The organism is Novosphingobium sp. HNCC26DJ243, assembly GCF_057180545.1.
This window is the reverse complement of the sequence record NZ_JBXUGN010000001.1, coordinates 1287766-1313068: the sequence shown is the minus strand read 5'-3', so window position 1 is coordinate 1313068 and position 25303 is coordinate 1287766. Positions and strand designations below refer to the sequence as shown.

General features: G+C 64.6%; 30 protein-coding genes. 17 read left to right on the top strand and 13 right to left on the bottom strand.

What is annotated here, in order from left to right; translation table 11 throughout:
* The first annotated feature begins 87 nt into the window (after positions 1-87).
* The 5 genes from AC2A04_RS06340 to AC2A04_RS06320 are packed head-to-tail and all read left to right on the top strand — an operon-like array spanning position 88 to position 3693.
* Complete coding sequence (locus AC2A04_RS06340; RefSeq protein ID WP_484211442.1) at positions 88-960, top strand: amidohydrolase family protein; 873 nt, start codon at positions 88-90, stop codon at positions 958-960.
* 7 nt (positions 961-967) lie between these two features.
* The gene (locus tag AC2A04_RS06335; protein WP_484211441.1) at positions 968-1429 is read left to right on the top strand and encodes a protein tyrosine phosphatase family protein; all 462 of its coding nucleotides are present in this window, start codon (positions 968-970) and stop codon (positions 1427-1429) included.
* Entirely contained in the window at positions 1426-2175 is a 750-nt protein-coding gene (locus AC2A04_RS06330; protein WP_484211440.1) for an SDR family NAD(P)-dependent oxidoreductase, read from the top strand. The genes AC2A04_RS06335 and AC2A04_RS06330 overlap by 4 nt, the downstream gene beginning before the upstream one ends.
* 4 nt (positions 2176-2179) lie before the next feature.
* Positions 2180-2956 carry a glutathione S-transferase family protein gene (locus tag AC2A04_RS06325; protein ID WP_484211439.1) on the top strand — a complete coding sequence of 259 codons (777 nt, stop codon included), beginning with the start codon at positions 2180-2182 and terminating at the stop codon, positions 2954-2956.
* Positions 2956-3693, top strand: coding sequence for an alpha/beta fold hydrolase (locus AC2A04_RS06320; RefSeq protein ID WP_484211438.1), 738 nt, complete (start codon positions 2956-2958; stop codon positions 3691-3693). The genes AC2A04_RS06325 and AC2A04_RS06320 overlap by 1 nt, the downstream gene beginning before the upstream one ends.
* Here AC2A04_RS06320 and AC2A04_RS06315 read toward each other — a convergent pair.
* On the bottom strand, positions 3690-4091 hold the full coding sequence (locus tag AC2A04_RS06315) for a VOC family protein (protein ID WP_484211437.1): 402 nt from the start codon (positions 4089-4091) through the stop codon (positions 3690-3692). The two genes, AC2A04_RS06320 and AC2A04_RS06315, sit on opposite strands and share 4 nt — an antisense overlap.
* A gap of 77 nt (positions 4092-4168) precedes the next feature.
* Positions 4169-5023, bottom strand: coding sequence for a formyltetrahydrofolate deformylase (gene purU / locus AC2A04_RS06310; protein ID WP_484211436.1), 855 nt, complete (start codon positions 5021-5023; stop codon positions 4169-4171).
* 123 nt (positions 5024-5146) lie between these two features.
* Here purU and ligM point away from each other — a divergent pair, with 123 nt between their 5' ends.
* The 3 genes from ligM to AC2A04_RS06295 all read left to right on the top strand — a co-directional run bounded on the left by ligM (position 5147) and on the right by AC2A04_RS06295 (position 8177).
* On the top strand, positions 5147-6547 hold the full coding sequence (gene ligM, locus AC2A04_RS06305) for a vanillate/3-O-methylgallate O-demethylase (protein ID WP_484211435.1): 1401 nt from the start codon (positions 5147-5149) through the stop codon (positions 6545-6547).
* 80 nt (positions 6548-6627) lie between these two features.
* Positions 6628-7512, top strand: coding sequence for a methylenetetrahydrofolate reductase (locus tag AC2A04_RS06300; RefSeq protein ID WP_484211434.1), 885 nt, complete (start codon positions 6628-6630; stop codon positions 7510-7512).
* Entirely contained in the window at positions 7509-8177 is a 669-nt protein-coding gene (locus AC2A04_RS06295; protein WP_484211433.1) for an alpha/beta hydrolase, read from the top strand. The genes AC2A04_RS06300 and AC2A04_RS06295 overlap by 4 nt, the downstream gene beginning before the upstream one ends.
* 7 nt (positions 8178-8184) lie before the next feature.
* On the opposite strand, the gene AC2A04_RS06290 is transcribed toward AC2A04_RS06295, so the two are convergent.
* Genes AC2A04_RS06290 through AC2A04_RS06265 form a run of 6 tightly spaced genes read right to left on the bottom strand, consistent with a single transcriptional unit; the run spans position 8185 to position 12167 of the window.
* Positions 8185-8808, bottom strand: a complete 624-nt coding sequence (locus AC2A04_RS06290; RefSeq protein ID WP_484211432.1) for a riboflavin synthase — start codon at positions 8806-8808, stop codon at positions 8185-8187.
* A gap of 12 nt (positions 8809-8820) precedes the next feature.
* A complete protein-coding gene (gene ribD, locus AC2A04_RS06285; RefSeq protein ID WP_484211431.1) occupies positions 8821-9792 on the bottom strand; it encodes a bifunctional diaminohydroxyphosphoribosylaminopyrimidine deaminase/5-amino-6-(5-phosphoribosylamino)uracil reductase RibD in 972 nt (323 codons plus the stop codon).
* On the bottom strand, positions 9789-10280 hold the full coding sequence (locus AC2A04_RS06280) for a hypothetical protein (protein WP_484211430.1): 492 nt from the start codon (positions 10278-10280) through the stop codon (positions 9789-9791). The genes ribD and AC2A04_RS06280 overlap by 4 nt, the downstream gene beginning before the upstream one ends.
* 52 nt (positions 10281-10332) lie before the next feature.
* Positions 10333-11106: a M48 family metallopeptidase gene (locus tag AC2A04_RS06275; RefSeq protein ID WP_484211429.1), complete on the bottom strand. Its 774-nt coding sequence runs from the start codon at positions 11104-11106 to the stop codon at positions 10333-10335.
* The gene (locus tag AC2A04_RS06270; protein WP_484211428.1) at positions 11099-11560 is read right to left on the bottom strand and encodes a YcgN family cysteine cluster protein; all 462 of its coding nucleotides are present in this window, start codon (positions 11558-11560) and stop codon (positions 11099-11101) included. The genes AC2A04_RS06275 and AC2A04_RS06270 overlap by 8 nt, the downstream gene beginning before the upstream one ends.
* 7 nt (positions 11561-11567) lie before the next feature.
* Positions 11568-12167, bottom strand: a complete 600-nt coding sequence (locus AC2A04_RS06265) for an SCO family protein (RefSeq protein WP_484211427.1) — start codon at positions 12165-12167, stop codon at positions 11568-11570.
* A gap of 93 nt (positions 12168-12260) precedes the next feature.
* On the opposite strand from AC2A04_RS06265, the gene AC2A04_RS06260 reads away from it, so the two are divergent.
* From AC2A04_RS06260 to ssb, 5 genes are all read left to right on the top strand, one after another.
* Positions 12261-12878, top strand: coding sequence for an ankyrin repeat domain-containing protein (locus AC2A04_RS06260; RefSeq protein ID WP_484211426.1), 618 nt, complete (start codon positions 12261-12263; stop codon positions 12876-12878).
* A 1-nt stretch (position 12879) separates the two neighbouring features.
* The gene (locus AC2A04_RS06255; RefSeq protein WP_484211425.1) at positions 12880-13533 is read left to right on the top strand and encodes a COQ9 family protein; all 654 of its coding nucleotides are present in this window, start codon (positions 12880-12882) and stop codon (positions 13531-13533) included.
* 85 nt (positions 13534-13618) lie between these two features.
* Positions 13619-13876 (top strand): FeoA family protein, encoded by a 258-nt coding sequence (locus tag AC2A04_RS06250; protein WP_484211424.1) that lies wholly within the window; start codon positions 13619-13621, stop codon positions 13874-13876.
* A gap of 9 nt (positions 13877-13885) precedes the next feature.
* Entirely contained in the window at positions 13886-15745 is a 1860-nt protein-coding gene (feoB, locus tag AC2A04_RS06245; RefSeq protein WP_484211423.1) for a ferrous iron transporter B, read from the top strand.
* 103 nt (positions 15746-15848) lie between these two features.
* Positions 15849-16394: a single-stranded DNA-binding protein gene (gene ssb, locus AC2A04_RS06240; protein WP_484211422.1), complete on the top strand. Its 546-nt coding sequence runs from the start codon at positions 15849-15851 to the stop codon at positions 16392-16394.
* Positions 16395-16420: 26 nt separating this feature from the next.
* Here ssb and AC2A04_RS06235 read toward each other — a convergent pair whose 3' ends face one another.
* Positions 16421-17164, bottom strand: a complete 744-nt coding sequence (locus tag AC2A04_RS06235) for a 7-carboxy-7-deazaguanine synthase QueE (protein WP_484211421.1) — start codon at positions 17162-17164, stop codon at positions 16421-16423.
* A 22-nt stretch (positions 17165-17186) separates the two neighbouring features.
* On the bottom strand, positions 17187-19889 hold the full coding sequence (locus AC2A04_RS06230; protein WP_484211420.1) for a valine--tRNA ligase: 2703 nt from the start codon (positions 19887-19889) through the stop codon (positions 17187-17189).
* 208 nt (positions 19890-20097) lie between these two features.
* On the opposite strand from AC2A04_RS06230, the gene AC2A04_RS06225 reads away from it, so the two are divergent.
* The 4 genes from AC2A04_RS06225 to AC2A04_RS06210 all read left to right on the top strand — a co-directional run bounded on the left by AC2A04_RS06225 (position 20098) and on the right by AC2A04_RS06210 (position 23701).
* On the top strand, positions 20098-21216 hold the full coding sequence (locus tag AC2A04_RS06225) for an MlaE family ABC transporter permease (RefSeq protein ID WP_484211419.1): 1119 nt from the start codon (positions 20098-20100) through the stop codon (positions 21214-21216).
* Between the two features lie 62 nt (positions 21217-21278).
* Entirely contained in the window at positions 21279-22142 is an 864-nt protein-coding gene (locus AC2A04_RS06220; RefSeq protein WP_484211694.1) for an ABC transporter ATP-binding protein, read from the top strand.
* 9 nt (positions 22143-22151) lie between these two features.
* Positions 22152-23111 carry an MlaD family protein gene (locus AC2A04_RS06215; RefSeq protein WP_484211418.1) on the top strand — a complete coding sequence of 320 codons (960 nt, stop codon included), beginning with the start codon at positions 22152-22154 and terminating at the stop codon, positions 23109-23111.
* A gap of 14 nt (positions 23112-23125) precedes the next feature.
* Positions 23126-23701: an ABC-type transport auxiliary lipoprotein family protein gene (locus AC2A04_RS06210; RefSeq protein ID WP_484211417.1), complete on the top strand. Its 576-nt coding sequence runs from the start codon at positions 23126-23128 to the stop codon at positions 23699-23701.
* Between the two features lie 17 nt (positions 23702-23718).
* Here the strand turns inward: AC2A04_RS06210 and AC2A04_RS06205 are convergent, their stop codons facing one another.
* The 3 genes from AC2A04_RS06205 to AC2A04_RS06195 are packed head-to-tail and all read right to left on the bottom strand — an operon-like array spanning position 23719 to position 25294.
* Positions 23719-24414: an ATP12 family chaperone protein gene (locus AC2A04_RS06205; RefSeq protein ID WP_484211416.1), complete on the bottom strand. Its 696-nt coding sequence runs from the start codon at positions 24412-24414 to the stop codon at positions 23719-23721.
* Positions 24411-24641 carry a hypothetical protein gene (locus tag AC2A04_RS06200; protein ID WP_484211415.1) on the bottom strand — a complete coding sequence of 77 codons (231 nt, stop codon included), beginning with the start codon at positions 24639-24641 and terminating at the stop codon, positions 24411-24413. The genes AC2A04_RS06205 and AC2A04_RS06200 overlap by 4 nt, the downstream gene beginning before the upstream one ends.
* On the bottom strand, positions 24638-25294 hold the full coding sequence (locus AC2A04_RS06195; protein WP_484211414.1) for an HAD-IA family hydrolase: 657 nt from the start codon (positions 25292-25294) through the stop codon (positions 24638-24640). The genes AC2A04_RS06200 and AC2A04_RS06195 overlap by 4 nt, the downstream gene beginning before the upstream one ends.
* Between the last annotated feature and the right edge of the window lie 9 nt (positions 25295-25303).

The following is a 25303-nucleotide window of genomic DNA, read 5'->3' as shown; positions in this document are numbered from 1 at the left end:
CCGCTCCCTTCTCAACTCCTGCCAGGTGCCTTGCGCCAGGCCTTCCTATCTCTCCACTGACGGGGTGAGAGCAAAGAGGTAATGCCCATGCCTATCGACCTTTCCAAGATCAAGGCGATCGACGTCCACGTCCATGCCGAGGTGTCGTGCCACGATCCGGAAGACCCGGTCATGGGCAAGTTCTTCGATGCCGCCTCGGCCTATTTCAAGGCCCCGCGTGAACGGCCGAAGATGCCTGAAATCGTCGAGATCTATCGCGAGCAGCAGATCGCCTTCTGCCTGTTCACGGTCGATGCCGAATGCGGCATGGGCGCAAAGCGCGTATCGAATTACGAAGTCGCCGAGATGGCGCTCAAGAACGACGACATCTGCATGGCCTTCGCCTCGATCGACCCGCACAAGGGCAAGTTCGGTGCGCGCGAGGCGCGCGATCTGGTCGAAAACTATGGTGTCAAGGGCTTCAAGTTCCACGGAATCGTGCAGGATTGCCATCCGGCCGACCGCGTTGCCTATCCCATCTACGAGGTCATCGCCGAGTACAAGCTGCCTGCCATCTTCCATACCGGCCACTCGGGCATGGGCACCGGCATGCGCGGCGGCGGCGGCATGCGCCTGAAGTATGGCCAGCCGATGCTGGTCGATGATGTCGCGGTGGATTTCCCCGACATGAAGATCATACTTGCGCATCCGTCCTGGCCGTGGGTCGACGAGAGCCTGTCGATGGCGCTGCACAAGGACAACGTCTTCATCGACCTGTCGGGCTGGAGCCCGAAATACTTCGCGCCTCAGATCATCCAGTATGCCAACACGCAGCTTCGCAAGAAGATGCTGTTCGGCTCGGACTTCCCGCTGATACACCCGCAGAAGTGGATCGATGCCGCGCTCAATGTCGGCTTCAAGGAAGAGGTGCTGCCGGGCATCATGAAGGATAACGCTGCGCGCCTGCTCGGCCTGGCCTGACCCGGCCATGGCCGATCCCGTCGATATCCGCGCCTGGCAGAGGCTCGATGCGGAGACGACCACCTCGGGCCGCCTCGAGGACAAGGACGTCGCGCGCCTCGCAGCGCTTGGCGTCGCCCATGTCGTCAATCTCGCGCTCGAAAGTCATCCCGAGGCGTTGGCGGACGAAGGGGCCAAGCTTGCCGCGCACGGGATAGCCTATACCCACATTCCCGTGCCGTTCGATGCGCCCGGCGAAGACCATTTCACCGCCTTTGCAATGGCGGTCGAGCAGGGGCCACACCCCGTTCACGTGCACTGCATCATGAACTGGCGGGTCTCGGCCTTCTTCTACCGGCTCAATCGCGATTACCGCGCCATGCCCGAGCCCGAAGCCCGCGCGATCATGGAACGCCAGTGGACGCCGGACGGCAACGACCGGCCCGAGGCGCGGGTTTGGGCCGACTTCATCGCAAGGAGCGCGAGATGACAGACCTTTCGGGCAAGCACATCGTCATCACCGGTGCATCGACCGGCATCGGCCGCGCCAGCGCGTCGTGCATCGTTGCTGCGGGCGCCACGGTGACGCTGATCGCGCGCCGTGCCGAACTGCTGGAACGAGCCGCCAAGGAGCTTGGCGGCAAGACCGCGTGGGCTGCCGCCGACGTTGCCGACAAGGCGCAGCTTCTCGCCGCGCTCGACCAGGCAGTGGCGGCAAACGGACCGGTCGATGGCCTGTTCCTCAACGCAGGGATCGGCGGCATGTTCGCATCCATCGAAAGCTATACGGACGAGGCTTTCGACGCGGTCATGGCGGTCAATCTCAAGTCGGTGTTCTGGGCGATCCAGCACGTGTTGCCCGCGATGAAGCAGCGGGGGCAGGGCGCGATTCTCGTCACCGGCAGCCTTGCCAGCGAACGTGGCCTTCCGATGAATGCGGGCTACGTGGCCAGCAAACATGCCGTGCTTGGCCTGTCGCGCGCGGTTGCCAACGAGGCGGCAGAATTCGGCGTGCGCTGCAATTGCATCCTCCCCGGCCTGATCGAGACGCCTATGCTCGATGGACTCCCGCCCGAAGCCGCCTCGCAGATGGCGAAAGCCGTTCCGCAGGGTCGCACCGGCTCGTCCGACGAGGTGGCGCAGGTCGCCGCCTTCCTGCTGTCCGACGCCGCAAGCCACGTTACGGCCCAGAGCTGGGCCGTCGACGGCGGCATGCTCGGCACCATGAGAGTCTGAAGCGATGACCCTGAAATATTATCACGCCGAACCGCTGGCCAATTCGCTCAAATCGATGGTCCCGCTCAAGGAAAAGGGCCTTGCCTACGAGAGCATCTACGTCGACCTGCACAAGTTCGAGCAGCACCAGCCCTGGTTCACCGCGATCAACCCTGAAGGCCAGGTGCCCGTGCTCGACCACGACGGCACGATCATCACCCACACCACGGTGATCAACGAATACCTCGAAGACGCCTTTCCCGACGCCCAGCCCGCAGATGCGCCCTTGCGTCCGCGCGATCCGGTCGGCGCGGCGCGGATGCGCTACTGGAACAAGTTCATCGACGAGCACGTGATGAACTTCGTCTCGATGCATGGCTGGCACCGCATGGTCGGCGTGATCGCGCGCAACATCGAGAGTGGCGATTTCGAGAAGCTGCTCGAAAGCATTCCGCTGCCCGATCAGCGCAAGAAATGGGCGACGGCGCGGTCGGGCTTCTCGCAGGCCGATCTCGACAATGCGACGGCCAAGATCGAATACGCGCTAGACAAGGTCGAGGCGCAGCTTGGGGCAACGAAGTGGTTGGCGGGCGATACCTACACCCTGGCCGACATCAATTTCTATTCGCATTGCGGAATGATGGTCGAACGCATGTTTCCCGACATGGAAGTGGCAAAGCGCGCACCACGCATGTGCGAATGGCGCGATCGCGTGACCGCGCGTCCCGCCGTGGCCGATGCGCTCAAGTCCGAAGACCGCACCGCGCCGGGCCTGCGCACCTGGTCGGGACACGTGCGCTGATGGCGGGATTCGTGCTGATCCACGGGTCGTGGCACGGCGGCTGGTGCTTCGATCCGGTTGCGGAAATCCTGCGCGCGCGCGGCCACACCGTGATCGCGCCGACGCTGCCGGGAATGGGGGGAACAGCGGAGGAAATGGCAGCGGTCACGCTTGATGGATGGGGCGAATTTGCTGCGCAGCATTGTCGCGAATTGAAAGGGCAAGGCATTGGCCCCGTGGTGCTGGCCGGTCACTCGCGCGGTGGCCTCGTCGTGTCAACCGCGGCAGAGCGCGATCCACATGCCATGGACGCGCTGGTCTATATCTGTGCGATGATGCTGCCTTCGGGTTTGAGCCGCGCCGAGTTCAAGGAGCTTGAAGGGCCCAACCCCGCGTTCGATGGCATCATCGGCAAGGTTCATGGCGGTATCGCGACGATCGTCGACACGAAAAATGCTGCAGAGGTTTTTGCACAAGTCTCGCCGCCCGAACTGGTCGCCGATGTGTTGCCACGGCTGCTTGCCGAACCGCACGCGCCACGTTCGCAGAAGGTCGTCGTGACCCCCGAGCGCTGGGGAAGTCTGCCGCGGACCTATGTCGAATGCACCCTCGACCGGACCATTCCGCTCGATAGCCAGCAGCGCATGATCGCGATGTCGCCAGGCGCGAAGGTGGTGACGCTCGAGGCCGATCACAGCCCCTATCTCTCGAAGCCGAACGAATTGGCAGACGCACTGGAAGCAGCGATCCCGGCCTAGTCGCCGAAGAAGTTCAGTTCCAGCAACACGTTGTTCGGGTCTGCGGTGAAGATCTGCCGCAGCCCGATGGCGGCGACGAGGTTGGTCTGGCAGTCCAGCCCCATCGAACCGATGCGGCGCAGCGTCTCGTCATAACCCGAGCAGTTCAGCGCCACGTGATGGATCGCGCCGGTCAGGGAGCCGGGCTCGACCTCGCGGTCATAGGCGCGCGGGCAGTCGACCGCGTTGATATGGACGATGGCCTTGCCGCCTGCATCGTACATCCATTGGGCATTGTCCGGGGTGAGGGGCGGCGGCCCGTCGCGCCGCTCCAGCCCCAGCAACGCACGATAGAACTCTGCCGTCTCATCGAGCCGGTCAGTAATGATGTTGACGTGGTCCAGCGCGTTGACGTGCATGTCTTTCCCCTACCGAAAAAAGCGGCGGCGGAAGCCATGGTGCTCCCGCCGCCGTCCGAATTCAACGCATCAAAGCATCAGCTCTTGAACACCACCGTCTTCGTGCCGTTGACGAGGGCGCGATCCTCGAGGTGCAGGCGTACGGCTTCGGCCAGCACGCGGCGTTCCACGTCACGGCCCTTGCGGACGAGATCCTCGGGACTGTCGGCATGGGTGACGGCCTCGACGTCCTGGTGGATGATCGGACCTTCGTCGAGATCTGTCGTCACGTAGTGACCGGTTGCGCCAATCATCTTCACGCCGCGGGCGTGGGCCTGGTGATAGGGCTTGGCACCCTTGAAGCTGGGCAGGAACGAGTGGTGGATGTTGATGCAGCGACCCGACAGGAACGATGCGAGATCGTCCGAAAGGATCTGCATGTAGCGCGCCAGCACAACCAGTTCGGCGCCCGTTTCAGTAACGATCCGCTTCACCTCGGCTTCCTGCTGCGGCTTGGTATCCTTGGTGATCGGCAGGTGATGGTAGGGGATGTCGCCGATCAGCGAGATGTTGAGCGCTTCCTTGGGATGGTTGCCGAGGATCGCGACGACCTCCATCGGCAGCTCGCCGATTCGCGTGCGGTACAGCAGGTCACCCAGGCAATGATCGAACTTGCTGACCATCAGGATCACCTTGCGGTTCACCGAGGTGTCGCGGATGTTCCACTCCATGGCGAATTGCTGCGCGACGGGCGCGAATGCTGCCCTGAAGCTTTCTACCGATGACTCGCCGGGGTTGAACACGACTCGCATGAAGAAGCGCCCGCTCTGCGGATCGTCGAATTGCTGCGCCTCCTGAATGTTGCCGCCGGCCTCGAACAGGTTGCCCGTAACGCGGGCGACGATGCCCGGCTTGTCCTCACAGGACAGCGTCAGAATCAACGATGCGCTCATAGTCTCTCTCCCATCGAGCCGCGCCTCATAGGGCGCAACATTTGGCATTGCGAATCTCTGATAAACTTGTATGTGTTGCATACAAATTTATCAACCAGCCATTTTCACGTCGGGAGAGATCTGATGGCAGCCAAGAACCTCGAAGAGGTAATCAACCAGAACGGCAATGTGGTGGACATGCTGCGCAACTCGCAGTTGGGTGCCTATGTCTATCCGGTCGTCGCACCGGAGTTCTCGAACTGGCGTTCGGAACAGTGGGCCTGGCAGCACAGCGCGGTGCTGTTCGACCAGTCGCACCACATGGTCAATCTCTACATTCGCGGCAAGGATGCGGCCAAGCTGCTGTCGGACACGATGATCAACAGCTCGAAGGGCTGGACGGTCAACAAGGCCAAACAGTATGTGCCGACCACGCCTTATGGCCACGTCATCGGTGACGGCATCATCTTCTGGGAAGAAGAAGAATCGTTCACTTACGTCGGCCGCGCGCCTGCATCCAACTGGCTGCGCTACCACGCCGCAACGGGCGGCTACGATTGCGAGATCGAACTCGATGACCGTTCGCCGATGCGCCCGATGGGCAAGCCCGTCACGCGCAAGGAATGGCGCTTCCAGATCCAGGGCCCGAACGCCTGGGCCGTGATCGAGAAGCTGCACGGCGGCCCGCTCGAACAGCTCAAGTTCTTCAACATGAGCACGATGAACATTGCCGGAAAGACCGTGCGCACGCTGCGCCACGGCATGTCCGGCGCGCCGGGCCTTGAAATCTGGGGCCCCTATGCCGAGCAGGAAGAGATCCGCGCTGCTATTCTGGAAGCAGGCAAGGAATTCGGCCTGATCGCCTGCGGCAGCCGCGCCTATCCGTCGAACACGCTGGAATCCGGCTGGATCCCGTCGCCGCTGCCCGCCATCTACACCGGTGAAAAGCTCAAGGGCTTCCGCGAGTGGCTTGCGGCTGACAGCTACGAAGCCACCGGTTCGATCGGCGGTTCGTTCGTGTCCGACAACATCGAGGACTACTACCTCAACCCGTGGGAACTGGGTTACGGCAACTTCGTCAAGTTCGACCACGACTTCCACGGTCGTGAGGCGCTCGAAGCCCTGAACCCCGCCGAGCAGCGCAAGAAGGTGACGCTCGCGTGGAACCCCGAGGACATGGCCAAGATCATGGCCTCGATGTTCAACCCGGACGGCGAAGCCTACAAGTTCTTCGACGTTCCGCTCGCGAACTATGCCTCGTCGAACTACGACCGTGTCGTCGACGCTGGCGGCAAGACCGTTGGCCTGTCGATGTTCACCGGCTTCTCCTACAACGAGAAGCAGGCCCTTAGCCTCGCCACGATCGATCCGGAAATTCCGTTCGGCACCGAGCTGAACGTCGTCTGGGGCGAAGAGAACGGCGGCACGCGCAAGACCACGGTCGAGCCGCACAAGCAGCTCAACGTCCGCGTGATCGTTTCGCCGGTTCCCTACAGCCGCGTCGCGCGTGAGAACTATGCCGAGGGCTGGCGCACCGCCCGCTGAGGCAAAACGAGTACAGGCTCCGCCCGGATCGTCGCAAAGGCGGCCGGGCGGAACGCCTCCAACCACAGAGGATCCCGAACATGGCAAAGGCATCGCTTCTCCATCCCAACTGGGACAAGGCGCCCGCCGGGATCACCGACGGTTTTTCGCTGGAGATGACCGCGAAAGACGAGGCTTCGCTGCGCGATGCCGCCCCGCTCATCCCGGCCGAAACCCCCATAGCAGTCACCTTTCTGCCCGGCGAGGATGTCGCCGCCCGTGTTGCCGCCACCGTGGCGGTGCGTGAACTCGGCTTCGAGCCGATGCCTCATTTCTCCGCGCGCCGGATCACCTCGGAGGACGACTTCGAGGGTTATCTCAAGGCTGTGGTCGAACAGGCCGGCGTCGAGCGCTGCTTCATCGTCGCAGGCGATCCGCCCGAGCCGGTCGGCCCCTATTTCGATACCTCGGCCCTCATCGCCACCGGGGCGTTCGAGCGCTCGGGGATCAAGGCCATCGGCATCGGCGGCCATCCTGAAGGCCATCCGAACATGACCGAGGCGCAATGCTGGGCCGTGCTCGAAAGCAAGGTCGCCGAAATCGAAAGGCGCGGCATGACCCCGCTGATCGTCACGCAGTTCGGCTTCGATCCCGATGCATTCCTTACCTGGCTCAAGAACCTGCGCGCGCGCGGCATCGATGCCCCGGTGCGGATCGGCGTGCCGGGCCCTGCCGGGATCAAGCGTCTTCTGGCATTCGCCGCCCGCTGCGGCGTGGGAGCCTCCACGTCGGTACTCAAGAAGTACGGCATCTCGGTCACCAACCTGCTCGGCAGCGCCGGGCCCGACAAACTGGTCGATGCTTTCGCAAAGGGGCTCGGCCCTGAGCACGGCAAGGTCCGCTTGCACTTCTATCCGTTCGGCGGGCTCACCAAGACGCTCGAATGGCTCCACGCCTACAACAAGAAGCACGGGATCAACCAGTGACCGACTTTGTCCTGGTCCACGGCGCCTGGGGCGGCAGTTGGGCATGGGATCGGCTCGCGGCCGATCTGCGCGCGGCTGGCCATCGCGCCTTGGCTGTCGACCTGACCGGACTGGGGCGGCGCAAGGCCGAGTTCCATCCCGGCATCACGCTTACCACGCACATCGATGATGCCTGCGCGCAGATCGCCGAGGCTGGTTTCGGCCGATTCGTGCTGGTGGGACATTCCTGGGGCGGCATGGTGATCACCGGCGTCGCCACGCGTCTCGGGAGCCGGATCGAAAGCATCGTCTATGTCGATGCCTTCCTGCCGCAGGACGGTCAGTCGCTGTGGGACCTGACGGGCGAGTGGGAACACAACCACTACATCGGCAGCCAGAAGCATACCCCAGGGGCGGTTGCTCCTCTGCCGGGGCTCGAACATCCGGTGCTGTCACCCCACCCGTTGCTGACGCTTGTCGAAGCGGTGCGCTTTACCGGCGAGGAGGCTAAGATCCCGCGGCATATCTACGTCTATGCCAATGGCTGGCAGCCGACGCCCTTCGCCAAGTTCGCCGACCGGGTTCAGGACGATCCGGCTTGGGAATACCATGAGGCCGAAGCCAGCCACGATGTGATGGGCGATCAGCCCGCACAACTGCTGCAGATCGTGCTCGGCTGCGCCTGAGTGCGGCTCAGCCTTGCGCTGCGAGGCTCTGCATCCGCTTGAGATAGCGTGCCAGCACGTCGATTTCGAGATTGACCTTGTGCCCCGGTGACAGCGTGCCCAGAGTCGTCACTTGCGCGGTGTGTGGAATGATGTTCAGCGCAAAGTGGCACGATCCGTCAGGCTGATCGGCCACCTCGTTTACCGTCAGCGAGACGCCGTTGACGGTGATCGAGCCCTTGGCTGCGATGTAGGGGGCAAGTTCTTTCGGTGCGGCAATCCCGAACCTTAGCGATGCGCCTTCGGGGCAGACACCCACGACTTCGCCCACCGCATCGACGTGACCGGTCACGATATGCCCGCCAAGTTCATCGCCGAGCTTGAGTGCGGGTTCGAGATTGAGAGGCGCGCCGACGGACCACTGTTCAGGGGCCGTACGGCTGACGGTCTCGCCCGATACGTCGACTGCGAACCAGCCTTCGCCGGCGATCCCGCCCCTGTCGACTACGGTCAGGCAAACGCCCGAGCAGGCGATCGATGCCCCGATGGCGATCTTTGCCGGGTCCATCGCGCAGGAAATCGTGATGTGGCGATCGCCCCTGTCCTCGATCGCGAGGATATTGCCGACTTCGGTGACAATCCCGGTAAACATCAAGTATCTCCTTCAGCGCACCCGCTCGTAGACGTCGAGTGCATCGCTGCCAAGCGCCCGCCTGTCCACATTGCGCCAGCGCCCATGGGCCTGCGCCAGATCGCGAAGGCCGATGTCGCCAATGGCCGCAAGACCCTCTCCGATGATGATCGGTGCGCGATAGATCAGCAGTCTGTCGACCATGTCTGCGGACAGGAAGCTCGCCGCGACTTTCGCGCCGCCTTCTACGAACAGGTACTGGGCATCGCCGAACGCGCCTGATGCAGTGATGTCGCGGACAACCGTCCACCCGGCGGGCGCGGGGCCGGCTGTCAGCACCATGCGCTGCGGGCTGCGCGCCTCAAGGCCCGGAAGGCGGACGTCGAGGCGCGGCGCGTCTGCGCGCAGGGTCCCGCCGCCCACCAGGATCGCATCGGCGCGTGCGCGCTCGACATGGCAATGCGCGCGCGCTTCGGGCCCGGTGATCCAACGGCTGGTGCCGTCGGGCAGCGCGATCCTGCCGTCGAGCGAAACGGCCAGTTTGAGCGTGACATGCGGACGGCCAAGCATGGCGCGGAGCAGATAGCCGGCCAGGGACTCCCGTGCGGCAGGTGAGGGCAGCAACGCGGCATCGATCCCCGCTTCGCACAAGGCCGCAATCCCGCCGCCCGCGGTGCGCGGGTCCGGGTCTTCCACCCCGACTACGACGCGTGCGAGACCGCTTTCCCGAACGAGCGACGTACACGAAGGACCGCGCGTGCTGGCGTGGGCGCAAGGTTCAAGCGTCACGTAAAGTGTTGCGCCGCGCGCGCGATCGCCCGCCATGGCGAGGGCCTGCGCCTCGGCGTGGGGCCTTCCGCCAGCCTGCGTCCAGCCGCGCCCGACGACCACGCCGCCAAGCACGATCACTGCGCCCACGGCTGGATTGGGCTGGCTGACGGGGCGACCGCGCGCGGCCAGGGCGGCCGCCGCATCAAGCCAGCGCGTGTCTTCCGGCCGGATCATTGCGGCGGGTCTTGCTCAGCCTTCTGCGCACGGTCGAACACAGGGTTGTCGACCAGATGCTGGTCGAGGATTGCCTTGCGCGCGGCATCGCGCTTCCGGCGCTCGGCCTCGCGTTCCGCCTTGCCTTCTTCGTAGGCGGTCCTGGTGTCGACGCCGGTCGCATTGCCCACGGCCTTGTACATCTGGCGCACGCGTTCGGCGCTGGCCTCTTCTTCGGCTTCCTCGGCGCGGGCCCTGGCCGTGGCGGCGCGGTTCTCGGCAAGGATCTGCTCGTCGGTGCGGCCTTCGAGGAAGCTCGGGAAGTAGATGACCTTGGGCGGATGGGGTAGCCCTCGACCGCCCTGGTTGCTCATCACAAAGAAGATGCCGCCGGTCACCATTGCGGCCAGAACCAGCGCGATCGTGCGGTATTCGCTCGGCGCGCCGAGGACCTGCCACAGATCGGCAATGGCACGGCGGGGAGAGACGTTGCGGAAGAAGGCTTTCATGTGCGTCTAGATAGGACTTGCGGGCCGTCAGCGCCAGACCGCGTTCCTGCGATCAGCCGAAGGGCGCGTAAAGCGTGCGGCCATGGCGTTTGAGCCAGCGGTTTGCGGCCTGCACCTCGCCCTCGAACAGCGTGTCGAGATGGCCGTGGAAGGCCGGGCTGTGATCGAAATGGGTCATGTGCGCGACCTCGTGCGCGACGACCGAGCGCCGCACGCAATCGGGCGCCATGACCAGCCGCCAGTTCATCCGGATCGTGCCGTCGGCGGCACAACTGCCCCAGCGCCGCTGAGCGCGGGACAGCGACAGGCGCGGCACAGCGTGGCCTGCACGCTGACAATAATGCGCAAGATCGCCTGCCATCAGGGCAAGTGCCTCGGCTTCGAGCCAGCGTTGCAGGCGGCGGCTCAGCGATTCGCGGGGGCCGCCGATCGTCAGTACGCCATTCTCGATGAGCGGCTTGCGTCGCGCAACCTCGGTCCAGACGATCAGCAGCGCTTCGCCGCGCAGGCTGAGGGTTGCCCCCGGTGCGATGGTCCGCGGCTCGGGCAGATTGGCGAGCTGGCCCGCCAGCCAGTCTGCGCGGTCACGGGCAAAGGCTTCGGCATCGCCGACCCGGCCCCATGCGGGGATCGAGACGCGCGCCTCGCTGCCATCGGGCGCAAGCCGCAGCGTCATTCGCCGTGCGCGTGACAGCTTGCGGATCACCAGTGGCAGTTCGCGCTCGCCCACCACGATCGTGCGTGGCGCGATCTTGCGGGGGGCGATCCTGTTCGGGGCAGGCGTTTCCTTGGCGCGGGGATCGGCGCGGCGCAGCCAGTCAAGCATCGAACGGGTCGTCGCCGTCGAAGTGATCGGAGGGAACGATGTGTTCCTCGAGTGGCCCCGCCACCGTCTCGCTGACCGCCTTGCCGATTACCGATTGACCGACGGCGTGCACGGTCGCCCGGTCACCCGAAATCAGGTAGTGCCAGTCGGGCAGGGACTCCCCGTCGGCCCGCAACCGATAGGCGCAGGTATCTGGCAGCCACGGCAGTTCGCGCGCCAGCCTCGGCGTCAAGCGCAGGCAATCGGGCACGTAGGCGCGGCGGTGCTTGTAATCGCTGCACAGGCCGGTCTTGAGATCGAGCAGGCGGCAGGCAACGTTGGTGTGGTAGACATCGCCCGTGGCGTCGTCCTCCAGCTTGTGCAGGCAGCACTTGCCGCAACCGTCGCACAGGGCTTCCCACTGTTCGCGGTCAAGTGTCTCGACCGGACGTTCCCAGAAGCGGTCACCGCTCATCGCGGCCTCAGCGCACCCATTTCGCGAGGTCTGTTGCCACGGCCTGCGCACCCTGTTCGGCGGGCAGCAGCGCGATCGGCTCGCCGGCGGGCCCCATCAGATAGGCGGCGCGGCTGTGGTCCATCAGGTAGTCCTGCGGCGAGCCCCCATCGCGCTTCTGGTGGAATACTGCCCATTGCTTGGCGACGGCGGCAATCTGCGCGGGAGTTCCCGAGAGGCCGATCACCGTGGGCCCGAAGTTAGCAGCATACTTGCCCACCACTTCGGGGGTGTCGCGCTCGGGATCGATGGTGATGAAGATCGGCTGGATGCGGGCGGCTGCATCCCCATGGGTCTTGCCGAACAGCTTGACCCCTTGCGCAATGTTCAGAAGATCGACCGGGCAGACGTCGGGACAGAAGGTGTAGCCGAAGTACATGATGCGGTACTTGCCGGCAAAATCGGCATAGCGCACCGGTTTGCCGTCCTTGCCCGTCAGCGTGAAGTCGCCCCCGATCGCGGCGCCTTCGAGCGGCGCTTTCTCGGAGGGCGCACCGCCGCATGCGGCAAGGGCGAAAGTGCAGCTTGCAGCAGCTGCGACGACGAGGGATCGAAAGGTGAGGGCCATGGCGCGGCGGTTCATGCTCTGCTAACCGTGCCCTTGCAAGAGGCGAGTCCTGACTTGGCCCAAAGGCCGTGGGGCTCGCAACAGGAGGAATCAATGCTGTCGATCATGCGCAGGCCGCTTGCCGCACTGGCAATCCTGCTCGCCGCCGCCGTGTCGGTGCCCGCGCAGGCCCAGTTTTCGGACAGCTACAAGTTCCTCGAAGCCGTCCGCAAGAAGGAGGGCGACAAGGTGACCGAGGCTTTGAACGAGCCTGGCACACAGATCGTCAACACCAAGGACTACACCACCGGACAGACCGGCCTTCACATCGTCGTCGCGCGGCGCGATCTCGTGTGGGTGCAGTTCCTCATCGCCAAGGGCGCCAACGTCAATGCGCGCGACAATCGCGGCGTGACCCCGCTGGTCCAGGCGTCGGAACTGGGTTTTCTCGAGGGCGTCGATGAGCTGATCAAGTCCGGCGCGCGGGTCGACGAGGCAAACAACACGGGCGAAACGCCCCTGATCAGCGCGGTGCATCGCAAGGATCTCGCGCTTGTTCGCCTGCTGATCAAGGCTGGCGCAAATCCGGACCGGCCTGACAATTCGGGGCGTTCGGCGCGCGAATACGCCGCGCTCGATGGCAAGAACAGCCCAGTTCTGGGAGAGATCGAACGCGCCGCCAAGGACGCCAAGGCCGCCGGCCCCAAGAAGACCTATGGCCCCTCGTTCTGACATGACCAACGCTGCCACGCTTCACGACCTGCGCCTACGCCTCGCGCCTGCCATCGCCGATGCCGTTGCCTTTGACGGGTGGAGCGAGGAGGCGGTGGCTGCAGCCGCGCAGGCGGATGGCGTCGATCCTGCGCTTGCCCGCTTCGCTTTTTCGGGCGGGCCGATGGCAATGATCAGCGCCTGGATCGCGCGGATCGATGCCGACATGGCGGAGTCCCTTCCGGCCACGCAGCTTTCCAACCTGCCGATCCGCGAACGCATCCGCCGTCTTGTCCAGTTCCGGCTCGACGCGCTGAAAGGCAATGAAGAGGCCCTGCGTCGCGCGCTTTCGATCATGGCGATGCCGCAGAACGTGGGCACCGCAGCACGCCTTGGCTGGTCGAGCGCGGACCGCATTTGGCGGCTCGCGGGCGATGTGGCGACCGACTACAACCACTACACCAAGCGCATGACGCTGGGTTCGATCTACGCAGCGACGCTGGCCTTCTACGCGCAGGACACGAGCGAGGACCATACCGACGCCCGCGCCTTCCTCGATCGCCGCATCGAGAACGTGATGCAGTTCGAAAAAGCCAAGGTCAAGCTGCTCAAGCCGCGCGACGAAAGCTTCTCGTTCACGCGCCTCCTCGGCCGGTTGCGCTATCCGGCGACCTGATCGTCGGCGCTGGCCGATATTTGATCCAGCGCAATTCTATTGCGAACGACTTGCAATTGCTTCCGCCCTATGGCAGCGCGCAAGGGTGACTCTTGATCTGCTCCCTATCGGCACGCCTGCGCGAATCGCTGCGGTGGACTGGTCCGCGCTCGTCGCCGAAGAGGCGCAGCGCCTGCGCGCGCTTGGCCTCGATGTCGGCGCGCGGGTGACGCTTGCCTATCGCGGCGTATTCATGGGGCGTGATCCGCTGGCGGTGGAGATCGGGAGGATGACCGTCGCGCTGCGCCGCGTCCATGCCCGGGCGATGACGGTCGAACCGATCGCCGAGACCATCGCGGCATGAGTACTTGAAATGAGCCGCAACCCCACCGTCGCCGCGCTGGTCGGCAACCCCAACGCGGGCAAGAGCGCGCTGTTCAATGCGCTGACCGGCGCGCGCCAGAAGATCGCCAACTATCCCGGCGTCACGGTCGAACGTAAGGCAGGCCGCCTGCTGCTGCCGACCGGCGAACCGGTCGAGCTGGTCGACCTGCCCGGGTCGTACGCGCTCGATGCCGCCAGCCCCGACGAGGAAGTGACCCGCAAGGTCATCATGGGCGAGCAGGAGGGCCAGGCCCGGCCCGACGTGATCGTGCTGGTGCTCGACAGTTCGAACCTCGAACAGCACCTCGTCTTCGCGCAGGAAGTGATCGAGCTTGGCCGACCGACGGTGGTCGCGCTCAACATGGTCGATCTGGCAGAGCGCGACGGCCTCGTCATCGATCCCCATGCCCTTCAGGCCGCCCTGGGCGTGCCAGTAATCCCGACCGTCGCCGTGCGCCGGCGCGGCCTTTCCGAGCTGGCTGCCGCCATCGGTGAGGCGCGCGACCGCTCGCAAGCCCACGCACCGTCGCCGCGCCCCCACGTTACCCTGCCCGAACGGCGCATGCTCGCGCACGAAATCGCAGCCGGAGCGATCATCTCCGAAACGGCCAAGCACCGGATCCATGCGCGCATGGACAAGGTCCTGCTTCACCCTTGGGCAGGGCCGCCGATCCTGTTCGCTCTTCTATTCGTCGTCTTCCAGGCAGTATTCAGCTGGGCCACGCCCTTTGCCGATGCGCTTGACGGCGTGGTCTCGGCGCTTGGCGATCTGGTCCGCGCCAACGTGCCGCAAAGCCTTGCGCGCGATCTGTTGACCGACGGTGTCATTGCCGGGGTGGGTTCGGTCGTGGTGTTCCTGCCGCAGATCGTGATCCTGTTCTTCTTCATCCTGACGATGGAGGCGACCGGTTACATGGCGCGTGCGGCATTCCTGATGGACCGGATGATGGCGGGAGTCGGCCTTTCCGGGCGCAGCTTCATCCCGCTGCTGTCGAGCTTTGCCTGCGCGATTCCGGGAATCATGGCCACGCGCTCGATCACCGATCCCAAGGATCGCCTGACCACGATCCTGATCGCCCCGATGATGACCTGCTCGGCGCGCCTGCCGGTCTATGCGGTGATCATCGCCGCCTTCATCCCCAACGATAGGGTCGGGCCCGGTATCGGGTTGCAAGGACTGGTGCTGTTCGCGCTCTACGTCGCCGGGATCGTCGGCGCGATGGTCGTCGCGCTTGTCCTGCGCCGCTCGGTCACCAAGGGTGCGGCTTCGGGCTTTATCATGGAGCTGCCCAAGTACCAGTTGCCCACGGTCAAGGATCTCGCGATCGGCCTGTGGCAGCGCGCGTGGATCTTCCTGCGCCGCGCCGGCACGATGATCTTCACGGTCACCATCGCATTGTGGATCCTGCTCAACTTCCCCCGCGCAGAACCGGGGCAGGACCAGATCAACGCTTCGGTGGCAGGCACGCTTGCCAACGGACTTTCGGTGGTGCTCGCACCGATCGGCTTCAACCGTGACATGAGCCTTGCGATCATTCCGGCCATGGCCGCGCGCGAAGTGGCGGTCAGCTCGCTCGCCACGACTTATGCCGTGGGCGCCAGCGATGACGAGGATCAGACCGCCATGGCCTTGGGTGACCAGCTCAAGGCGCACTGGACCCTGCCGATGGCGCTCTCCTTCCTCGCGTGGTTCGTATTCGCGCCGCAGTGTCTCTCGACCATCGCGGTCGCCCGGCGCGAGACCAACGGCTGGAAATGGCCCGCCTTCATGCTCGCCTACCTCTTTGCGCTGGCCTACCTCGCCTCGCTCGCCACGTTCTGGACGGCGACGGCCTTGGGGCTTGGCTAGACCACCTGCGCTGCGCTGCGCTGTGGGAAAGGCCGTGGCGTGACTCGCGCCGCGTGGGTCCGATGCGCTAGGCCGACGTTCAAATTCGAAGGGACTCGATTCGATGGCAGGCAGCGTCAACAAGGTCATCATCGTCGGCAATCTCGGCGCCGACCCGGAAGTTCGCTCGTTCCAGAACGGCGGCAAGGTGTGCAACCTGCGCATCGCAACGTCGGAAAGCTGGAAGGACCGCAACACCGGCGAGAAGCAGGAGCGCACCGAATGGCACACCGTGGCCATCTTCAGCGAAGGCCTGGCGGGCGTTGCCGAACGCTTCCTCAAGAAGGGATCGAAGGTCTACATCGAAGGCCAGCTGCGCACGCGCAAGTGGCAGGACCAGTCGGGCAATGACCGCTATTCGACCGAAGTCGTGCTGCAGGGCCCCGGCGCGGTCCTGACCATGCTTGACGGCGCCTCGGGCGGCGGCAGCGGCGGTGGTGGTGGCCGTTCGGGCGGCTGGAACGAAGGCGGCTCATCGGGCGGCGGCTCGCGCGGTGGCAGCGGCGGCTGGAACCAAGGCGGCGGCGGTGGCGCTGCGGCTGGCGGCTTTGCCGGTGGCGCAGCCGCAAGCGGCTTCGGCGACGATCTAGACGACGACATCCCGTTCTGAGTAGCCGTCTCAGGATTACGCGGGGCTCAGGTGCCTCGCGTATCCCCGTAAAGATGGATGTGGAGGCGGTCGGTAAAGCGCCAGCCGCGCTCCAGCGCTTCCTCTGCCAGCCAGCGCGCGCGTTCGCGCAAGGTAGCACTGGCGGTTCCCTCGGGCATCACGAACAGGTGATCGGCGGCAATAGCGAACCGGTCCTGCAGGTCGGCGATTTCGCCAAGGTCTGCCGGTGATGCGACCACGAACTTGAACCAGGCGCGCGGCTCGCCTGCCCATTGCGCCATCCGCGCCGGGATCAGCGCAAGGTCCGCCGCATTGCCCGAATGCGCCAGCTTTGGGCTGACATTATACTGATCGACCAGCACATCGAGCGCCGCGTGTGGCGCGACCGTACCGTTAGTCTCGATCTCGACGTGAAGGCCGGGGCGAGCGTACTTGAGTTGTGCCACCAGTTTGGCCAGCGCCGTGCCCTGCAGCAGCGGTTCGCCGCCGGTAATGACCAGCCGGTCCTCGGGATGGTGGAGGATCAGCGCGGCAACCTCGTCCTCAGTCAGCGCAAGCTGGTTTTCGCTCCGCTCGAAGGCAACTTCATCGCGGTGCGGGCGATTGTCGCCGGTGAAGCGCCAGGTATAGGCCGTGTCGCACCAGCGGCAGGCGAGATTGCAGCGCGACAGCCGCACGAAGATCGAAGGCCGCCCAAGCGACGGTCCTTCACCCTGCAGCGAGGAGAAGATCTCCGGCTCGCCCGGATTGACGGTGGCAAGCGTCAGCACGGCACGAACAGGACGTTGACCATTAACCCAGCCGCTGCAACGCTGCAGCAAGCCGTTCGGCTTCGGCCGAATGCATCGCATGATCGGCGCGTGCCTTTTCAACCGCTTCGGGCTTGGCTTTCTCGACGAACGAAGCGTTGGAAAGTCGGCCTTCGAGCGACTTCGCTTCTTTCTGCGAGACCGCGAGTGCCTTTTCGAGCCGCGCCTTTTCCGCCGCGATGTCGATCACGCCTTCCAGCGGCACGACGATGTTGGCGTCGCCCGCGCCAACCTGCATCGCCGCGCCCGCAGGTGCGGCTTCGAAGCGGATGCCGTTCAGGCGCGCCAGCCGCTCGATCGCTGCCGGATTGGCCTCGATGATACCGCGCGTGAGCGGCGAAGGATCGGGCAAATAGCCATCAAGCTTCGCGCCGGGCGAAATGCCGAGTTCGTTCTTGGCAGTGCGCAGGTTGGAAACCAGCGCGATCAGCCATTCGACCTCGCGCTTGGCCGCCGCGTCTACTGTCGCTCCCGGCTGCGGCCATTCGGCCACGATCAGCTCGGCGTCCCGGCTCCCGAGCGCATGCCACAGTTCTTCGGTCACGAAGGGCATGAACGGGTGGAGCATGACGAGGATCTGGTCGAGCACCCAACCGGCGACGGCTTTGGTCTCGGCGTCGAAATTGCCCTTCACCAGTTCGATGTACCAGTCGCAGAACTGGTCCCACACGAAGTGGTAGACGGTATTCGCTGCCGCGTCGAAGCGCAGGTCGGCCATCGCCTGATCGAGCGCGCCGAGCGTCTCGACCACCTCGCCGATGATCCACTTGTTGACCGCGCTGGTCGCCGCGGGTGCGGCCACCGAAGTGCTGCCGGTGATCCCGTTACTCTGGCAGAATCGCGCGGCGTTCCACAGCTTCGTGGCGAAGTTGCGATAGCCCTCGACGCGCTTCTCATCCATCTTCACGTCGCGGCCCTGGCTCTCCATGGCGCACATGAAGAAGCGCAGCGCGTCAGCCCCGTACTTGTCGATCAGGCCCAGCGGATCGACCACGTTGCCCTTGGACTTGGACATCTTCGCGCCATCGGCCGCGCGGACGAGTCCGTGGAGGTAAAGCTTTTTCCACGGCACTTCCTTCATGAAGTGCAGCCCCTGCATCGCCATGCGCGCATCCCAGAAGAACAGGATGTCGAAGCCCGAGACGAGCAGGTCGTTGGGGTAGTGCTTCGAGAGCAGCGGTGCGTCTTCGTCCGGCCAGCCAAGCGTGGCGAAAGGCCAGAGGGCGGAAGAGAACCATGTGTCGAGGACGTCTTCGTCACGGGTGAGCGCGACGCCCGCGCCAGCCTTGGCCTGAGCCTCCTCCTCGGTTTCCGCCACGTAGCATTGGCCATCGGAGCCATACCACGCCGGAATCCGGTGTCCCCACCACAACTGGCGCGAAACGCACCAGGGCTGGATGTTCTCCATCCAGTTGAAGAACGTCTTTTCCCACGTCTTCGGCACGATCTCGATCGCGCCCGAACGCACCGCTTCCATTGGCGCCTTGGCGAGCGTTTCGGCATCGACGTACCACTGGTCGGTCAGCCACGGTTCGATCACCACGCCGCCCCGGTCGCCAAACGGCGTCTGGATCGTGCGCGGTTCGGCATCGTGCTGAACCTCGTTGTCTTCCTTGTCCCGGGTCACGTGCGGGATCAGGAAGCCCGCTTCCTTCATCCGCTCCACCACGAGCTTGCGCGCATCGAAGCGATCCATCCCGATGAATTCGGCGGGCACCAGCCCGTCGGACGTCTGAACGACCTTTGCCTCGGCATCGAACATGTTGAGCATGTCGCCTGCCTTGATCCCGGCGCGCTTGCCCACTTCGAAGTCGTTGAAATCGTGTCCCGGCGTGATCTTCACCGCGCCTGAGCCCAGCTCGGGGTCGGCGTGCTCGTCGGCAACAATCTTGAACCGGCGGCCGGTCAGCGGCTGCAGGATGTCCTTGCCGATAACCGACTTGTAGCGCTCGTCCTCTGGATGCACGGCCACGCACATGTCGGCCAGCATCGTCTCGGGGCGCGTGGTGGCAACCTCGATGTAATCGAGCCCGTCGTCGCGCGTCACGCCATCAGCCAGCGGATACCTGAAGTGCCAGAACCCGCCCTGCGTCTCGCGCGTTTCCACCTCGAGGTCGGAGATCGCGGTCTTGAGCTTGGGGTCCCAGTTCACCAGCCGCTTGTCGCGGTAGATCAGGCCCTGGTTGTAGAGATCGACGAAGACCTTCACCACCGCGCGGGTGAAATGCGGGTCCATGGTGAACTGCTCGCGGCTCCAGTCCATCGAACAGCCGAGGCGCCGCAGCTGGCCGGTGATCGTACCGCCGCTTTCGTGCTTCCACTCCCACACCTTGTCCACGAACTGCTCGCGCGTGTAGTTCGTGCGCTTGTCTTGGGCCTGCTCCATCTGCCGTTCGACCACCATCTGCGTGGCAATGCCGGCATGGTCGGTGCCCACCACCCACAGCGCATCCTTGCCGCGCAGGCGCTCGTAGCGGATCACCACGTCCTGCAGCGTGTTGTCCAGGGCGTGGCCGATGTGGAGCGAGCCGGTCACGTTGGGAGGCGGATTGACGATCGTATAGGGTGCCGCGTCTGGCCGCTCGGGGCGGAACAGTCCGTTCGCTTCCCAATGGGCATACCACTTGGCTTCGAGGCCTGCGGGCTCGAAGGTCTTGGCGAGTTCTGCGGAATCCTGTGCGCTCATGGGGCCGCGCCTTGCCATTGCAGCGCTCGCGCTGCAAGCACACATGCGCCATTGCAGCGCTCGCGCTGCAAGCACACATGCGCCATTGCAGCGCCGTCGCCGCAAGCGTGCGAGCAGGGCTTAGGCGGAACCGCAAGCGTAATTCCCGCGTTATGGCGCATGTGTTGCACTTGTCGCCTTGCCCGAATTCCCGCATGAAGCGGACAACATGCGGGCATTAACCGATTTTCAATTGACGGCGGGGGCCGGGGGTGAGGGAAGCGTGCTCGCTTTCAGCGGCCCCATGACCGTGTCTTCGTTGGGCATAACCGACAAGCGGCTCCGCGATCTTGGCGATTCCATCGCGAAAATCGATGTGTCCGGGGTGGGTGACATGGATACCGTGGGCGCCTGGACGGTATGGCGCCTCTCGCGAGATACCGGTGCCGAGGTGGTCGGCTGCAAGGATGAGGCGCGCCGCCTGATCGATGCGATCAGCAAGGCAGATTCCAACGCTCATTCGATCCGCGCGCCGCGCCTGCCGTTGCTGCAGCGCGTGCCCGAACATGTCGGCGATGTGATGATCGGGCTTGGTGCCGGTTTTTTGCAGGTGATCGGCTTCCTTGGCCAGATCATCCTTTCCGTGGGCAGCCTGATCCGCCATCCTCGCCGCTTCCGTGGCAAGGCATTGGTCCACCAGATGGAACTGGTCGGCGTCAACTCGCTCGCCATCATCGGCTTGATGAGCTTTCTCGTCGGCATCGTCATCGCCCAGCAGGGCGCGGTCCAGCTGCGCCAGTTCGGCGCGGAGATCTACACGGTCAATCTCGTCGGTCGTCTTACCCTGCGCGAATTGGGCGTGCTGATGACCGCGATCATGGTTGCGGGCCGCTCCGGCTCTGCTTTTGCCGCACAACTCGGCACGATGAAGCTGACCGAGGAGGTCGACGCCATGCGCACGATCGGCGTTTCGCCGATGGAAGCGCTGGTCGTGCCGCGCATCGCCGCCACGATGATCATGATGCCGCTGCTCGGCTTTTATTCCGCATTTCTCGGCATCATCGGCGGCGCGTTCCTTTCGACGCTGACGCTCGGCATCCCCTTCTTCACCTTCCTCGCCCGCATCCAGGAAGTGGTGCCTCTGCACGATGTCTGGGTGGGACTGACCAAGGCTCCGGTGTTCGGCCTGATCGTCGCGCTGGCAGGCTGCTACCAGGGCATGCAGGTGAAGAATAACGCCGAGGAAGTGGGCACCCGCACCACGGCGGCGGTGGTCATGGCGATCTTCACGGTCATCGTGCTCGACGCGTTTTTCGCGGTGTTCTTCACCGAGATCGGGTGGGGCTGATGGACGAGCCACAAACCGCGATCGAATCGGAAGCTCTGGTCATCGAGCACGATCTGCCCGAGATGCCCGGCGCCTTTGACGGCAAATACCCCATTCGCGTCCACGGCGTCCGCAACGTCTTTGGCGATCACGTCATCCATGACGGGCTCGACCTCGACGTCCGCAAGGGCGAGATCATCGGCGTCGTCGGCGGATCGGGCACCGGCAAGTCGGTGCTGATGCGCACGATCATCGGGCTGCAGATCCCGGAATCGGGCGAAGTCGAAGTGCTGGGTGAATCGATCACCGATGCGCGCGACGATGCCGATATCGACATTCGCAGCCGCTGGGGCGTGCTGTTCCAAGGCGGCGCGCTGTTCTCGACGCTGACGGTCGCCGAGAATGTTGAAGTCCCCTTGCGCGAATTCTATTCCGAGATCAGCGACGACCTGCGCCATGAGATCGCGCGCTACAAGGTGCTGCTTTCGGGCCTCCCCGCCGAGGCGACGAGCAAGTATCCCTCCGAGCTGTCCGGCGGCATGAAGAAGCGAGCGGGCCTTGCCCGCGCACTTGCGCTTGATCCCGAACTGCTGTTCCTGGATGAACCAACAGCGGGTCTCGATCCGATCGGTGCGGCGGCTTTCGACCAGCTCATTCTCCAGCTCCAGCAGACGCTCGGGCTGACCGTCTTCCTGATTACCCACGATCTCGATACGCTTTACGAAATCTGCGACCGGGTGGCGGTGATCGCCGACAAGAAGGTGATTGCGGTGGGCACGATTGCCGAACTGCTCGCGCTCGACCATCCGTGGATCCAGGAATATTTCAACGGCCCGCGCGGCCGGGCAGCACAGGATGCACAAGCGCGGCACGATGCCGTGCGCGCCGCCTTGCCCGGCAATGGCGCAACCGCACCAGCAATTACGCCCCCAAAGGGCGAGGAGTAAGGACAGGCCATGGAAACGCGGGCAAACCACATTTGGGTCGGTCTGGTTACGCTGGCGCTGCTTGCGGCGACGGCAGTGCTGACGATCTGGATCGCGCGGCTCAATCAAGGCAAGCTCAACGAATACGACATCTTCTTCAAGCAGTCGGTCGATGGGCTGGCCAAGGGTTCGGAAGTCTCGTTCTCGGGCGTGCCGTTCGGGCAGGTCAAGGAAATCGAACTGTGGAAGCGCGATCCCGAGTTCGTGCGCGTGCGCATTGCGGTCGACCAGAAGGTGCCGATCCTGCAGGGTACCATCGCCAGCCTGCAGGGCAGCTTCACCGGCGTTTCGACGATTCAGCTGACCGGCGCGGTCAAGGGCGCGCCGCCGATCGAATGCCCTGAGGAAAACCCGCGGGCGACTTGTCCGGAAGGCGTGCCGGTGATCCCGACAAAGCGCTCGGGCCTTGGTGAACTCCTGTCGAACGCGCCGCTCCTGCTTGAACGCCTCGCGACCCTGACCGAACGCCTGACGATGGTGCTTTCGGACAAGAACCAGAAGTCGATAGAGAACATTCTTGCCAATACCGACCGGTTGAGCGGCAATCTTGCCGATGCCTCGCCCGATGTGAAGCGCACGCTCGCCGAACTGCAGGCCACGCTGCGGCAAGCGAACTACTCGCTGGCCAGTTTCGAGAAGCTGACCAATTCGGCGGATTCGATGCTCAACGACGAAGGCAACGGCCTTGCCAAGCAGTTGCGGCAGACGCTCAAATCGGCGCAGGGCGCGGCGGACGAACTGCAATCGACGCTGGGCGAGGCCAAGCCCGCCGCACGCCAGTTGAACGAACGCACGCTGCCCGCCGCCGAAGCCGCGATCCGCGATCTCCAGGCGACCACCCGGTCGCTGCGCGAGGTTACCGACCGCATCAATGACCAGGGCGTGGGTGGCTTTGTCGGCGGTCCCAAGCTGCCTGATTACAAGAACTGAGGAGGCGACAAGACATGAACGCCAGAACCCTGATCGCGATTTCGCTCTCCGCCGCGCTGGCAGGCTGCGTCAGCCTCGGCCCCAAGGTGCCCGATACGCTGCTCTCGCTGCGCCCCGCCAATGCGCCCGCTGCTGGCACCTCGGCCAGCGGCACATTCTCGACCGCGCTCGTCGTGCTCGAACCGTCGGCCGAAGCGCGTCTCGCGGTCACGCGCGTGCCGGTGCAGATCGACGACGCCAACGTCGCCTATCTCAAGAAGACGATGTGGGTCGAACGACCTTCGCGCCTGTTCCAGCGCCTTCTGGCCGAAACGATCCGAGCCAAGGGCGGCCGACTGGTGATCGAAAGCGATCCTGGCGCCAGCGGCATGCACCTCTCGGGCCGCCTGCTCGACATGGGCTACGATGCCCGCACGCGCATGGCCGTGGTCCGCTTCGATGCGGTCAAGGAAGCCGGAGGCGGCAGGATCGATACCCGCCGTTTCGAAAGCATGGTGCCCGTCGCCGAGGCCGAGGCACAGTACGTCGGCCCGGCACTGAACGAGGCGGCAAACACGGTCGCCGGACAGGTGGCCGACTGGGTCGGCTAAGTCCGGATGTTGGGAAGTTAGCCCCGCGCCAGCGCCGCAAACCGGGCCGCGGCGGTAAAAGCAGCCGCCCGCTTGGCGCGCAGTTCGAGGGCTTCCCAGTCCTTGCCCCAAAGCTCGGCCTGCCAGTCTTCCTCGAGATTGGCCGCGTTCCACAAGGCCTCGACATCGGCGCCGGGCTCCAGCGCTGCCAGCCCGATGACAAGCGATGCTGCAAGGCTTGCTGTGTTGCGCAAGGCCGCAAGAGCGAAGGCGTCGAGCGTGTCGAGTTCTTCGCGGATTCGCTCCAGCGTTCCGGACAATTGCGGTTTGTGGATGACGCCGGCCACGCGCACGAAGCGCACGCCAAGACGCGCTTCGGTCTGCACCAGCAGCGGCTCCCACACCTCGCGCTGGCGGACTGCAAAAGGCTCATCGGGTTCGGCGCGATAGCACAGCGTATCGGTCGCGGCGAAAGGCAGCAGGCTTGCGATCGCGTCGGCCCGGTCAGGTGCAACCACGTCGATTGCGTAGTCGGTCATGTCACGGAAGAGGAAGCGCGAAAGGTCGATCTCGTCGTCCTGTCCAGCCCATTCCTCGGCCATCACATCGGCGAGCGCGCATGTCGGAACGACCTGTGCGTTTCCATTCACGGTCTTGATCGCGCGGCCATCGAGCCGCACGCCAAATCCGCCATCGGCCTCGACGACGGTCACTTCCCGGTAAAAACGTTTCATTCCTTGGGAGACCTCCAGCGGCGCGCGAGCAGCCGCGGCAAAGCGAAGAATTCGAACATGCCGATCGCAGCAAAGGCATAGCCTGCCGCCACCGGCACACCAGTGAGCCACGCAGGGGCTTTGCCCGAGGTAACAAGCACGCCCAACAGCACAAGGACTGCGCCGGACAGGCGCACCAATTGCAGCACGGCGAACCGCGCCATCGCAGGGTCGCGTCCGTCGCTCATTCCATGCCCCGCAGCAGATCGCGCAAATGCGCCACGCTTGTCGCGACCGCTTTGGCGCCTGCTTCGAACAGTTCGTCGCTTTCGTGGTAGCCCCAGTTCACGCCAAGGCCGGTCACGCCGGCATTGCAGGCCATGTGAATGTCATAGACCGTATCGCCGATCATCGCGGTACGCGCACGGTCAGCGCCCGCATCTGCGATGCATTGCTCGATCATCGAGGGGTCGGGCTTCGAGGGATGGCGGTCGGCGGTCTGGAGCGAGACGAAATGCCGGGTCAGTCCGTGGGCTGCAAGGCAGTGCGCCAGGCCCCGGTCCGACTTGCCCGTCGCCACCGCTAGCTGCCAGCCATCGCCGGCAAGATCCTCGACCAGCCCGGCGATCCCGTCATAAAGCGGCTCGGCTACCGCGCCCGCATCGCGCCGCGCGCGGAACGCGTCCTTGTAAAGCTGGGCAAGGTCGGCGTGGGTCGTGTGCGCACCCTCAGGGTGCAGTTGCCGCATCGCCTCGTGCAACGAAAGGCCTACCACCCGGCGTGTCGCATGACGTTCAGGCGGGATCAGCCCGGCGGCTGCAAAAGCAGCATCCATCGCCGCGCAGATATCGGCCTGGCTATCCACCAGCGTGCCGTCGCAATCGAAAATCGCCAGCTTCATATCAGACGC

What these genes read in the sequence shown, in the direction of transcription:
- AC2A04_RS06335 (WP_484211441.1), top strand. Translation starts at nt 968, where the DNA reads ATGGCCGATCCCGTCGATATCCGCGCCTGGCAGAGGCTCGATGCGGAG.
- AC2A04_RS06255 (WP_484211425.1), top strand. Translation starts at nt 12,880, where the DNA reads ATGACCAACGCTGCCACGCTTCACGACCTGCGCCTACGCCTCGCGCCT.
- AC2A04_RS06265 (WP_484211427.1), bottom strand. Translation starts at nt 12,167, where the DNA reads ATGGCCCTCACCTTTCGATCCCTCGTCGTCGCAGCTGCTGCAAGCTGC.
- ribD (WP_484211431.1), bottom strand. Translation starts at nt 9,792, where the DNA reads ATGATCCGGCCGGAAGACACGCGCTGGCTTGATGCGGCGGCCGCCCTG.
- AC2A04_RS06225 (WP_484211419.1), top strand. Translation starts at nt 20,098, where the DNA reads ATGCGGGCATTAACCGATTTTCAATTGACGGCGGGGGCCGGGGGTGAG.
- AC2A04_RS06260 (WP_484211426.1), top strand. Translation starts at nt 12,261, where the DNA reads ATGCTGTCGATCATGCGCAGGCCGCTTGCCGCACTGGCAATCCTGCTC.
- ssb (WP_484211422.1), top strand. Translation starts at nt 15,849, where the DNA reads ATGGCAGGCAGCGTCAACAAGGTCATCATCGTCGGCAATCTCGGCGCC.
- purU (WP_484211436.1), bottom strand. Translation starts at nt 5,023, where the DNA reads ATGAGCGCATCGTTGATTCTGACGCTGTCCTGTGAGGACAAGCCGGGC.
- feoB (WP_484211423.1), top strand. Translation starts at nt 13,886, where the DNA reads ATGAGCCGCAACCCCACCGTCGCCGCGCTGGTCGGCAACCCCAACGCG.
- AC2A04_RS06315 (WP_484211437.1), bottom strand. Translation starts at nt 4,091, where the DNA reads ATGCACGTCAACGCGCTGGACCACGTCAACATCATTACTGACCGGCTC.
- AC2A04_RS06230 (WP_484211420.1), bottom strand. Translation starts at nt 19,889, where the DNA reads ATGAGCGCACAGGATTCCGCAGAACTCGCCAAGACCTTCGAGCCCGCA.
- AC2A04_RS06270 (WP_484211428.1), bottom strand. Translation starts at nt 11,560, where the DNA reads ATGAGCGGTGACCGCTTCTGGGAACGTCCGGTCGAGACACTTGACCGC.
- AC2A04_RS06220 (WP_484211694.1), top strand. Translation starts at nt 21,279, where the DNA reads ATGCCCGGCGCCTTTGACGGCAAATACCCCATTCGCGTCCACGGCGTC.
- AC2A04_RS06340 (WP_484211442.1), top strand. Translation starts at nt 88, where the DNA reads ATGCCTATCGACCTTTCCAAGATCAAGGCGATCGACGTCCACGTCCAT.
- AC2A04_RS06320 (WP_484211438.1), top strand. Translation starts at nt 2,956, where the DNA reads ATGGCGGGATTCGTGCTGATCCACGGGTCGTGGCACGGCGGCTGGTGC.
- AC2A04_RS06195 (WP_484211414.1), bottom strand. Translation starts at nt 25,294, where the DNA reads ATGAAGCTGGCGATTTTCGATTGCGACGGCACGCTGGTGGATAGCCAG.
- AC2A04_RS06205 (WP_484211416.1), bottom strand. Translation starts at nt 24,414, where the DNA reads ATGAAACGTTTTTACCGGGAAGTGACCGTCGTCGAGGCCGATGGCGGA.
- AC2A04_RS06200 (WP_484211415.1), bottom strand. Translation starts at nt 24,641, where the DNA reads ATGAGCGACGGACGCGACCCTGCGATGGCGCGGTTCGCCGTGCTGCAA.
- AC2A04_RS06275 (WP_484211429.1), bottom strand. Translation starts at nt 11,106, where the DNA reads ATGCTTGACTGGCTGCGCCGCGCCGATCCCCGCGCCAAGGAAACGCCT.
- AC2A04_RS06210 (WP_484211417.1), top strand. Translation starts at nt 23,126, where the DNA reads ATGAACGCCAGAACCCTGATCGCGATTTCGCTCTCCGCCGCGCTGGCA.
- AC2A04_RS06325 (WP_484211439.1), top strand. Translation starts at nt 2,180, where the DNA reads ATGACCCTGAAATATTATCACGCCGAACCGCTGGCCAATTCGCTCAAA.
- ligM (WP_484211435.1), top strand. Translation starts at nt 5,147, where the DNA reads ATGGCAGCCAAGAACCTCGAAGAGGTAATCAACCAGAACGGCAATGTG.
- AC2A04_RS06280 (WP_484211430.1), bottom strand. Translation starts at nt 10,280, where the DNA reads ATGAAAGCCTTCTTCCGCAACGTCTCTCCCCGCCGTGCCATTGCCGAT.
- AC2A04_RS06300 (WP_484211434.1), top strand. Translation starts at nt 6,628, where the DNA reads ATGGCAAAGGCATCGCTTCTCCATCCCAACTGGGACAAGGCGCCCGCC.
- AC2A04_RS06215 (WP_484211418.1), top strand. Translation starts at nt 22,152, where the DNA reads ATGGAAACGCGGGCAAACCACATTTGGGTCGGTCTGGTTACGCTGGCG.
- AC2A04_RS06290 (WP_484211432.1), bottom strand. Translation starts at nt 8,808, where the DNA reads ATGTTTACCGGGATTGTCACCGAAGTCGGCAATATCCTCGCGATCGAG.
- AC2A04_RS06330 (WP_484211440.1), top strand. Translation starts at nt 1,426, where the DNA reads ATGACAGACCTTTCGGGCAAGCACATCGTCATCACCGGTGCATCGACC.